The 10,463-nt window shown below is 37.3% G+C and carries 8 protein-coding genes; 4 read left to right on the top strand and 4 right to left on the bottom strand.

Features of this window, described 5'->3' with window-relative positions; translation table 11 throughout:
- Window positions 1–220: 220 nt before the first annotated feature.
- Window positions 221–952, bottom strand: coding sequence for an ABC transporter ATP-binding protein (locus tag LB465_RS06815; protein WP_224468534.1), 732 nt, complete (start codon window positions 950–952; stop codon window positions 221–223).
- A gap of 2 nt (window positions 953–954) precedes the next feature.
- Window positions 955–1,734, bottom strand: a complete 780-nt coding sequence (locus LB465_RS06810; protein ID WP_224468531.1) for an MlaE family ABC transporter permease — start codon at window positions 1,732–1,734, stop codon at window positions 955–957.
- Between the two features lie 392 nt (window positions 1,735–2,126).
- Between LB465_RS06810 and LB465_RS06805 the strand changes: the two genes are divergently transcribed.
- From LB465_RS06805 to wrbA, 4 genes are all read left to right on the top strand, one after another.
- On the top strand, window positions 2,127–5,768 hold the full coding sequence (locus LB465_RS06805) for a chemotaxis protein CheB (RefSeq protein WP_224468529.1): 3,642 nt from the start codon (window positions 2,127–2,129) through the stop codon (window positions 5,766–5,768).
- Window positions 5,769–5,911: 143 nt separating this feature from the next.
- Window positions 5,912–6,478 carry a biliverdin-producing heme oxygenase gene (locus LB465_RS06800; RefSeq protein ID WP_224468526.1) on the top strand — a complete coding sequence of 189 codons (567 nt, stop codon included), beginning with the start codon at window positions 5,912–5,914 and terminating at the stop codon, window positions 6,476–6,478.
- A gap of 145 nt (window positions 6,479–6,623) precedes the next feature.
- Window positions 6,624–8,342 carry a gamma-glutamyltransferase gene (gene ggt, locus LB465_RS06795; RefSeq protein WP_224468524.1) on the top strand — a complete coding sequence of 573 codons (1,719 nt, stop codon included), beginning with the start codon at window positions 6,624–6,626 and terminating at the stop codon, window positions 8,340–8,342.
- Between the two features lie 85 nt (window positions 8,343–8,427).
- Window positions 8,428–9,030: an NAD(P)H:quinone oxidoreductase gene (wrbA, locus tag LB465_RS06790; protein WP_224468521.1), complete on the top strand. Its 603-nt coding sequence runs from the start codon at window positions 8,428–8,430 to the stop codon at window positions 9,028–9,030.
- Between the two features lie 145 nt (window positions 9,031–9,175).
- On the opposite strand, the gene LB465_RS06785 is transcribed toward wrbA, so the two are convergent.
- Both LB465_RS06785 and LB465_RS06780 read right to left on the bottom strand, forming a co-directional pair.
- On the bottom strand, window positions 9,176–9,559 hold the full coding sequence (locus tag LB465_RS06785; protein WP_224468519.1) for a DUF3037 domain-containing protein: 384 nt from the start codon (window positions 9,557–9,559) through the stop codon (window positions 9,176–9,178).
- On the bottom strand, window positions 9,537–10,328 hold the full coding sequence (locus LB465_RS06780; protein ID WP_224468517.1) for a HipA family kinase: 792 nt from the start codon (window positions 10,326–10,328) through the stop codon (window positions 9,537–9,539). Before LB465_RS06780 ends, LB465_RS06785 begins: the two co-directional genes overlap by 23 nt.
- Window positions 10,329–10,463: the final 135 nt, after the last annotated feature.

Raw genomic sequence — 10,463 nt, 5'->3', positions numbered from 1 at the left:
GATACGATTTCATCTGATGACTTATATCGACCTTTTTAAGTTTCTTGAAGATCCAAACAAAAAATGGAAGGAGCTGACCACGAAACCACCAGATAAACAATTAACCCTATTTTGAAGCACACCCCCCTTGCTATAGGGTTTAAAAGAAAAATAACGTTTGTATTGGGGCCAATGGCTACTTTTATTAAAAATCGTGTTTTAACCGGACACTAATGGTATTTTATTTAAAAAATGCCTTAATTTTTGGGTCACCAGATGCCGCTAATTCATTAAAAGTTCCTTCGGCATAATCTTTTCCGTCAAGCAGTAAAATCATTCTATTTGAAATTACTCGCGCACAATCTACATCGTGTGTGATTATTAAAGATGAGGTTGCATATTTCTTCTGAATATTCATCATTAATAAAATGATCTCTTTTGCCGTAATGGGGTCTAAACCCGTTGTAGGTTCGTCGTATATAATAATTTTCGGTTTTAGGATAAGTGCTCTTGCCAGCGCAATTCTGCGTTGCATTCCTCCTGAAAGTTCTGCAGGCATAAGATCTATAGTTTGGGGTAGGCCTACATTTTCCAGCGCTTCCTTTACCAAGGCTTCAGTTTTCCTTTCTGAATCTTTTCGATGTCTTCTTAGCGGAAATTCTAAATTCTCCCGCACCGTCATAGAATCGTACAAAGCGCTACCCTGAAATAAAAAACCTATATCGGTTCGTAGTTCATCCAAATCATTTTGCTTCATTTTAGAAATATCTTTCCCTAAAACTTTAATGCTGCCCTTATCAAAATCCATTAAACCTACCAGGCACTTAATCATTACCGATTTCCCAGAACCGGATTTCCCCATTAAAACAAGATTTTCACCTTCGAACAGATTTAAATTGAAATCTTTTAGCACATCAACATCGCCAAAGCTTTTATATAAATCTTTTATCTCTATTACAGCTTTACTTTCCATCTTCAGTTATAAAAAATGTCCGTGATAAAAACCGCTATAAAATCTAAGACGAACAGTAGCATTGAGGTAAACACCACCGCTGAATTTGAGGCTTTTCCAACACCGGCTGTTCCTTTTTTGCTATTATAACCTTTAAAACAACCTACAAGACCAATGGCAAAACCAAAGAAAAAAGTTTTAACCGTTGCCGGAATGAGATCGGTAAACTCCAGGGCGGCAAAAACCTGGTTAAAATAGAGGGTGAAAGAGACATCTCCTTTTACATTCTCAATAATGGCTGAGCCAATTAAGGCTACAAAATCGCCAACAATTACTAAAATAGGCAACATACAGGTTGCCGCGAGAATCCTGGTTACTACCAGAAATTTAAACGGATTTGTTCCTGAAACCTCCATAGCATCTATTTGTTCGGTAACCCGCATAGAGCCTAATTCTGCACCGATACTGGAGCCAATTCTTCCTGCACAAATAAGGGCGATAATTACCGGCCCAATTTCCCTAACAATAGAAATACTTATCATAGAAGGCATCCAGGACACCGCACCAAATTCCATTAAAGTTGGCCGGGATTGCAGGGTAAATACCAGACCTAATATAAATCCCGTCACACTAACTAATAGCAAAGACTTATTGCCCATCTGGTAGCATTGTTTCAGGAATTCTCTAAATTCAAATGGCCTGCTGAATAGTTCCCGAAAATATCTCCCGGTAAAATTTCCCATTTCTCCAATTTCAATGAAAAAAGCACTTAAACCAGATTTATATGAGGACAAAATTTTCATCTTTAAACATTTCCGTAAATAACAATTGCTATTAATCTGAGATCCTTTTCCCAATTAATAACAAAGTATTTGAAATCTTATACCAGTAAATTTACCTTTAACCGTCTTTAATAGAAATGATATAAATCAGCTTTATTAAAGCCTCGGTGAGAAAAGGAAGAAGTTGTAGTGAAAGTAAGAATTAATATAAATTTTTAACAAGATATTTTTTAAAAACGTGTTAATTCAGGCTCTTTAAAAATTTGTTTTAGGAATTGTGGAAGCGGTTTTTTCCTGATTTTAGTGCCTTTTTGTTAATTTAAATGGCAAATGAGGTCACATTTGTCCTATTTAACATATATTTTTGTTGTTTGCCTTTTTAATTTTCTCTAAGACCGACTTAATCATTTTAAATGACAAAAGTAAATAACTACCTTTCTAAATCGGAGCTGGAAGCTCAGCATAAAACTGATGAGCCCCGCGTGATTGCCGTTGGTGCAAGTGCCGGAGGACTCGAAGCTTTGAAAGCTTTTTTTGAAAGCATAGACGAAACCGATAAGAACGCTTATGTAGTTATTCAGCATCTATCTCCAGATTATAAGAGTATGATGGCCGAGCTTCTTAAAAAAAGTACGAACCTGCCCATACGTGAGATCAAGAACAAAATGAAGATGAAGCAGGGGCATATTTATTTAATACCTCCTGCCAATAATTTATCTTTTGCGGACAACAAACTTAATCTTGTAGAAAAACCAAAAGATCAAACCTTAAACCTGCCCATAGATATGTTTTTTGAAGCCCTTTCTAAGGAGCGCAAAGAAAAAGCTATTGGTGTGATTTTAAGTGGCACCGGAAGTGATGGTACACGAGGTGTTAGAGCTATAAAAGAGCGTGATGGGATGATCATGGTTCAGGATCCCGATGAGGCTAAATTTGATGGGATGCCACAAAGCGCTATCAATACCGGGTTAGTAGACTATGTGTTGCCTGTCGCTAAAATGGCCAATGAACTTAAGAATTTTATAGAATCTCCTTCGGTTTTTCATTTTAAGGATGGGGATATTAATTATAATGAAAGCGAATTAATGAAAATTCTTCGCTTTATAGACGAAAAGACCGGGATTGATTTCAGGGAATATAAACATGCTACACTTGCCAGGCGAATTGCCAGGAGGGTAAATGTTTGTAAATGTAATAGCCTTTCAGATTATCATGAGTTTTTATTGAATAATGAGGAAGAAGCAGAAATATTACATCGGGAATTTCTAATTGGGGTTACCAAGTTTTTCAGGGACGATAAAGTCTGGAAAAAACTTAGGGAAGATGTAATTCCAAAACTGGTAGAAAAGAAAAAGGACGGAGAAGTTATAAAATTATGGAATGTTGCCTGCAGTAGTGGTGAAGAGGCCTATTCTTTTGCGATGATTATAAATGAAGAAATTGAGCGCCAGAAAAAAAGTGTTGATCTAAAGATTTTCGCTACCGATATATCGCAAAAGCACCTGGAGATAGGAAGTGAAGCTTTCTATCCTGAAAGTATCGTTGCCGATATTGATTCAGAATTATTGCTGAAATACTTCATTAGTAAACCCGACGGTTACAAGGTGATTGAAAAAATGCGCCGAATGGTGGTGTTTTCAAGGCATAATATTATTAAAAATCCGCCTTTTAATAATATGGATATGGTTTCTTGCCGAAACCTGCTGATATATTTCCAACCCGGAATTCAGAACAAAGCTTTAAACTTTTTACAATACTCATTAAAAGTTGGTGGTATTTTAGTTTTAGGAACCAGTGAAAATGTGTCGTCTCAGAAGAATAACTTTAAAGTTATAGATAGGGCATTAAAAATATATCAGAACGAAAATACCAATAAGCGTTTAAACTCAAATATCTCGCAGGCCACTACCACAAGTAATTTGCCTGCCGGAACCCGGGAAGTTCAAAGACCATCTTATAGAAAATCTTCAAGCCCGGTGAAAAATAAACTTGCCGAAGAATTAAACGAAAGCATTCTAGAGACTTTTGGTGGTGCCACTGTGTTTGTAGATAAAGATTTTAATATTCTCCAGGCAGTGGGAGAATTTAAGAGGTATGCTAATTTACCGGTTAGTGGGTTTTCGGTAAATCTGCTAGATATGCTGGGAGCCGATCTAAAATATATTATTCAGAGCACCTTAAAAAAGGCTAAAAGAAATAATGAAAAACTTAGATACGAGGATGCTACGTTTGAGCATAATAATGAGCAAAGATCAGTAGATATCATCGTAAAACCTTATCATTTAAAAAATGAGGATTCTGACGAGAGTTTTGTAATTACATTTATCGAGAAGGAAATAGACCTGGAAACGGTTAAAACCCTCGATAAACTTACCCTTACCAATCGTACCAAAGAATATGTAGCAGATCTCGAAGAGGAACTAAAGGAGGCCAAGGAGGAATTGCTAACTTCTATGGAGGAGGTTGAAACCAGTAATGAAGAATTGCAGGCGGCTAATGAGGAATTACTGGCTTCTAACGAAGAACTGCAAAGCACGAATGAAGAGCTACAAAGTGTAAATGAAGAAATTAATACGGTAAATGCTGAAAACCTTCAAAAAGTAGAAGACCTGGCAGCATTAAATGCCGATATGAATAATATGCTTGAAAGCACTGAAATTGGGGTGATCTTTCTCGATGAGGATTTAAGAATCAGGAAATTTACACCGGCAATTCAGAGGCATTTTAATCTTATAGATTCAGATGAAGGCAGGCCAATAGAGCACTTTACTTCCAGTATGGGTAAAAGCAATCTCATAACCCGATGTAAGAGAGTGTTAAGGACAGGCAAGATTCTGGAAAAGCAGGTAATGACTAAAGATGGTTCTTATTACCTGCGAAGAATTTCTCCTTATATGAATTCTAACGATGAAATTAACGGAGTGGTAATTACTTTTATAGACGTTGGTTTGTTGCAACGATCTAAAGAAAGATTAATAGCCAGTGAAAAACGTTTTAAATCTTTCTATGAAGAAGACCCGGTAATTCATATTAGTGTAGATCCGCAAACACAACTTATTGTACAATGCAATGAAATGGCGGTTACAAAGCTGGGCTATGAATCTAAAGAGGATCTTATAGATAAACCTATCTATGATCTTTACAACGAGGAGTCTCAACTTAAAGCATTAAAATCGAATAAGGAATTTAAAGATACCGGCGCCATAGTCAATATGGAGCAGGATATGCTTACTGCTAATGGAGATTTACTTCCGGTAATTCTAAATGCCACTGCAGAAAAAGATTTAGATGGTAGGATGGTGACCATAAGATATACTTGTGTAGATATTTCAGATCTAAAACTTGCCGAACAACGCCTGATGCAGCAACACGATGATTTAGAGCGAGCTAATAAAGACCTGGAGCAATTTGTTTCAATCTGTTCGCATGACCTTCAAGAACCTCTTTCAACCATTAAATTTGGTAGTGATGTACTTGGTAAAATCTATGCAGGTCAGATCGACGAGAAAGGAAAAAATTACATTAAGTATATAAAAGATGCTTCTACAAGACTTTCAGAACAAATTAAAGCATTGCTCGAGCACTCCAGAATTGGTCGAAATGGTGAGAAAACCTTGGTAAACGTTAAGGAGATTGTTGAAGTAGTAAAGTATGATCTTGGTAAAAGAATAAAGGATACCAATGCAAAAGTTAACGCTAGCGCACTCCCAAAGATTATGGGGCACGAAGTAGAATTACGCCTTCTTTTTCAAAACCTAATTAGTAATGCTATTAAGTATACTCCAAAAGATAGAGATCCAGATGTACGCATTGCTTCTTACAAAGAAGGAAAGCATTGGGTTTTCTCGGTTACAGACAACGGCTATGGAATTTCAGAGGAAGACAAAAAGAATATTTTCACCATATTTAACCGGGTCAAAGAAACCAACGAAAACGAAGGTACGGGAGTGGGACTTGCTCACGTAGAAAAAATTGTGCAACTACACGAAGGAACTATTTGGGTAGAAAGCCAGGTTGGGGTAGGTAGTACTTTTTACTTTAAATTGAAAGCATAGCCTGAATAGCTTTTAGCAACTTTTGTTTCTTGAAAAGTTTTATAATTGGAAATTGCGAAAAAGAATTCATTTCATTGAAAAACAAGTTAACTGAGTTATCTTGCAGCAGATTCTGAAGAACCTTGATAAATTTAATGTAGAAGATGCTGAATAGCCTTAGAAATTCCACCAAAAAGCTTCACGAGGAGCTAGAGAAAGAAAACCTTGCCGGCCAGATTATTTCTCACGAAATAAGTCTGGAAGACTATAAACTTCTATTGCTTCAAAATTTTATCGCTTATAATGTTACTGAAGCTGAAATTTCAAAATATATTCCTTCTTATCAATCAGATAAAAGCAATCAACTGGCAATAGATCTTGAAAATTTAGGTGTTGATACTTCAATTTCTGAAGCATTTCAGGGTAAATTCAGTATAACTTCTTACGAGGAAGCTTTGGGGGCAGCTTATGTAGTTTTGGGTTCTGCCTTAGGTGGAATGTATATTTCTAAAGAAATTTCAAATTGTCCTGAATTGGCGAATATTGCTGCTCCGCATTTCTTTAATGGCGATCGCGATGGCGTAAAATCCTGGAACAAATTTGTAAAGGAACTTAAAGCAGAAAATTTCACCGAAACTCAAATCGCTGTTGCTTCAAAAAAAGCTCAAGAGACTTTTGAATTTTTTGGTCTTGTATTCAGAGAAACTTCCGTAATTCCAGAGAATAGTTAATTTCCTCTTATTTTATTTTTCGATCTTGTTTCTTCACGCCTTTTTATTTAGGTTTACTCAAGATTTTAGATTGTGAATTGCACCCTACGGGGTAATTTAATGCTTCCCTATTTCTTACTAAGTTTTTAATCCAAGCTCCTAAAATATGAAACAAAAGTTTAAATTTTTGCTCTGCCTATTTCTGGCTTTCAGTCTTTATTTTCCAACTTTCTCACAATCTGGTCGCACCCCTGTTAGGGCAGAAAATGGGATGGTGGTAACCAGTCATTACCTGGCTTCAGAAGTTGGAAGTGATATTCTGGCCAGGGGAGGGAATGCCATAGATGCCAGCATTGCTACAGCTTTTGCACTTGCCGTTACTTTACCTTCTGCCGGGAATCTTGGTGGAGGTGGTTTCCTGGTTTATTACGGCAGCGATGGACATAAAACCTCATTCAATTTTCGAGAAAAAGCACCCTTAGCATCAACCTTGGATATGTTTTTAGGTGAAGACGGAAAAATTAAAGATAATTCTAATCACGAAGGTTTACTTTCCGTTGGGGTGCCCGGTACCGTCGCGGGACTTTATATGGCCCATCAAAAAATGGGAAGTTTACCCTGGAAAGAACTTTTACAACCTGCCATAGAACTGGCTGATAACGGCTTTGAATCTACCTATAATATGAATTGGTTTTTAAATTGGATAAAAAACCGAAAAGATGACGAATTGTATGCGGCTACTGCTGAAGCTTTTCTTAAAAACGGAGATGAGATTTATAAACCCGGGGAAATCTGGAAACAACCCGATCTTGTTGAAACATTAAAAAGAATTCAACAAAGTGGTGCAGATGGTTTTTATAAAGGAAGAACCGCAGCGCTGATAGCCAATTTTATGGAAGAACACGGCGGACTAATAACCAAAGAAGATCTTGCTAAATATGAAGCTGAAGAATTGGAGCCCGTTACCGGCACTTATCGCGGGCACGAAATTGTGGCAATGCCACCGCCAAGTTCCGGGGGAGTAGCGCTTATAGAAATGCTAAATATTCTTGAAGGTTTTGATATTGAAGAAGCAGGCCATAACTCGGCGGCTTCCCTACATTTGCTCACCGAAGCAATGAGAAGAGCTTATGCCGATAGGGCATTATATCTGGGAGATCCTAATTTTAATTCCGAAATGCCTATTGAAAAAATTATTTCTAAAGAATATGCTGCGGAACTTCAGGAAGGTATTGAGATTAAAAGAGCTTCTATAAGTGATTCTGCTAATTTTAATAATGCACATTTACAATATGAAAGTCCGCAAACCACGCATATTTCAGTTGTAGACAAGGAAGGAAATGCGGTTTCTCTAACCTATACCTTAGAAAGAAGTTATGGTTCTAAAATCGTAGTAGAGGGTGCAGGTTTTCTGCTTAATAATGAAATGGGCGATTTTAACCCCATTCCCGGATATACCGATACACGGGGCCTAATTGGTACAGAACCGAATTTAGTAGCTCCGGAAAAAAGGATGCTCTCCAGTATGACGCCAACAATCGTAGCAAAAGATGGAAAACCACTTTTGGTAATTGGCAGCCCTGGCGGGAGAACCATTATTAACACCGTTCTACAGGTAATTGTAAATACTATAGATTACAAAATGAATGTTGCTGAAGCTATTGAATCGCCTAGAATACATCATCAATGGCTTCCCGATCGCACTCGATTTGAAGACTGGGGTATTTCTCCCGATACTAAACGTATTTATGAAGAAATGGGACACGAAGTTTATGAAGGCGGTAACCAGGGACAGGCGATGGGAATTTATATAGATAGGGAGAGTAACTTAATTTACGGCGCTGCAGATTCCCGTAGTTATGATGGGAAGGCCTCCGGATTTTAATTCAATTTTATAATAACCTTAAAACTATTAGCTTTATTTTGTTTTATATTTATCTGAATAGCTTAATCGATTTAAAAGATAAATTATGAGTCAACCAAAAGTAGCAGTGATATTTTATAGTGCCACAGGTACAAATCACCAACTAGCGCAATGGGCCGGAGAAGCGGCCAAAAAAGCAGGAGCGGCAGAAGTAAGAGTTAAAAAAATTCAGGAAACCGCCCCACAACAGGCTATAGACCAGAATGAAGCCTGGAAAAAATATGTAGCTGAAAATAAAGATTTTCCAACCGCAGAACTTGACGATCTTGAATGGGCAGATGCCATAATTTTTAGTACACCAACCCGATATGGAAACTTACCGTCACAATTACAGGCATTTTTTGATACTACCGGCGGACTTTGGTCTAATGGAAAATTAGCTAATAAAATTGTGAGCGGAATGACCAGCGCAGCCAATCCACACGGCGGGCAGGAAGCCACCTTGCTTTCGCTTTATAAGACAGTGATGCATTGGGGTTCTATAATTGTAGCTCCGGGTTATACCGATCCGTGCCTGTTTGAAGCCGGAGGAAATCCTTATGGAATAAGTGTAACTGCCGACGGAAATACACCGGGTGATAATATTAAAAAAGCGGTAACACACCAGGTTAAAAGAACAGTTGAAATGGCGGAAAAGTTTAAGAGTTAGAAAATAGATCTTAAATAGGGATTAAGGGATTATTTGAGAATGTTGAGTCGTCAAGCTGGACTTGTTTCAGCTTCTAGTTTTATAACTAATTAGATCCCGAAACAAGTTCAGGATGACAATTTCAAGTCTTCAAATAATCTCTTTTTTATAATACAAGTTCAGTAAAAAGCCGGTTCAGGGTTTTGTCGAGATCACTGGTCATTCCAGGGTGTGGTCGTGAAGTTTGAATTATAGAACTGCGAACCGCTGTGAGCCACCTGAAACGGGAAGCTAAATCGAGTTGGGCAATTGGGCCGCCATTTTTATTTCCTTCAGATATCTTTTTAAAGGAATCCAAATTGGAGCAAATTTCTTTTTTGTCCAGGTCTTTACAGAAAACACGCAAACGGGTTTCATCAACTTCAAATAAAGCCTTTAAATATTTTCCCTGCTTGCTGAACAAAATAATCCCTACGTTAAGAAATTCTTCGCGTTCAACCTTAGGCACCAGCCTAATTACAGCATATTCATATAAGTGCTTTTCTTGCATTTTCTGCTTCTTTTATAAAAATTTCTGAATGTAATAGTCGTATTGTCAAAAACTGCGCGTATACTTTTTTAATTTCTTCTTCAGTTTCATCTGTGTCCTCCCATTGTAGCCATTCAGATGGAATTAACGACACAATTTCTTTAATTTTTTCCGAAGTAATCACTTTTCGACAAAAATCATCAGCTTCTTTTAATTTAGTTGCTCGAGGTAGTAAAACGTGGTCTTTTATAAAACTAAAAGGTGTTTTGGCCTTTTCCTCTACATTAGTCCAGGAATGATGAAAATAAAAGGAAGCACCGTGATCTATAAGCCATAATTCTTTATGCCAGATAAGCATATTGGTATTTCGGTATGTACGGTCTACGTTGGTGATAAAAGCATCAAGCCATACAATTTTGGAAGCTTCAAACTGATCAACCTCAGTCACTACAGGATCAAAGTTAATTGCCGCCGATAGAAAATGTAAGGCCAGGTTTAAACCCTGACTGGCCTGCAATAGATCCTGAATTTCCTCGTCACCTTCAGTTCTTCCAAAAGCTTCATCTAAATGTGCGAAAACAAGTTCTGGTACTTTAAAACCTAAAGCACGGGCAATTTCACTTCCCAAAAGCTCGGCGATTAAAGCTTTTACGCCGTGGCCTGCACCTTTAAATTTCAATACATATTTAAAGTCATCATCGGCTTCGGTGAGCGCCGGTAAGGAGCCACCTTCTCTAAGCGGAGTGATATACCGGGTTACCGTAACCGTTCTTAATTCTACTTTTTGCATAGATCTTAATAAAGATTCAAAGTTAAGGTTTATGAGCTTATTCGGAAATAAACTTAAATAATGCTGTAACTAATTTAAAAGCTGAAAAGATGAATTTAGAAAAACGATATTTGAGGATAAAAATGTCTTAATGCA

Origin of the sequence: Salegentibacter lacus (assembly GCF_020164555.1) — a bacterium.
Classification (GTDB): Bacteria; Bacteroidota; Bacteroidia; order Flavobacteriales; family Flavobacteriaceae; genus Salegentibacter; species Salegentibacter lacus.
The sequence above is the reverse complement of the archived record's forward strand: the minus strand, read 5'-3'. Positions and strand labels throughout refer to the sequence as shown.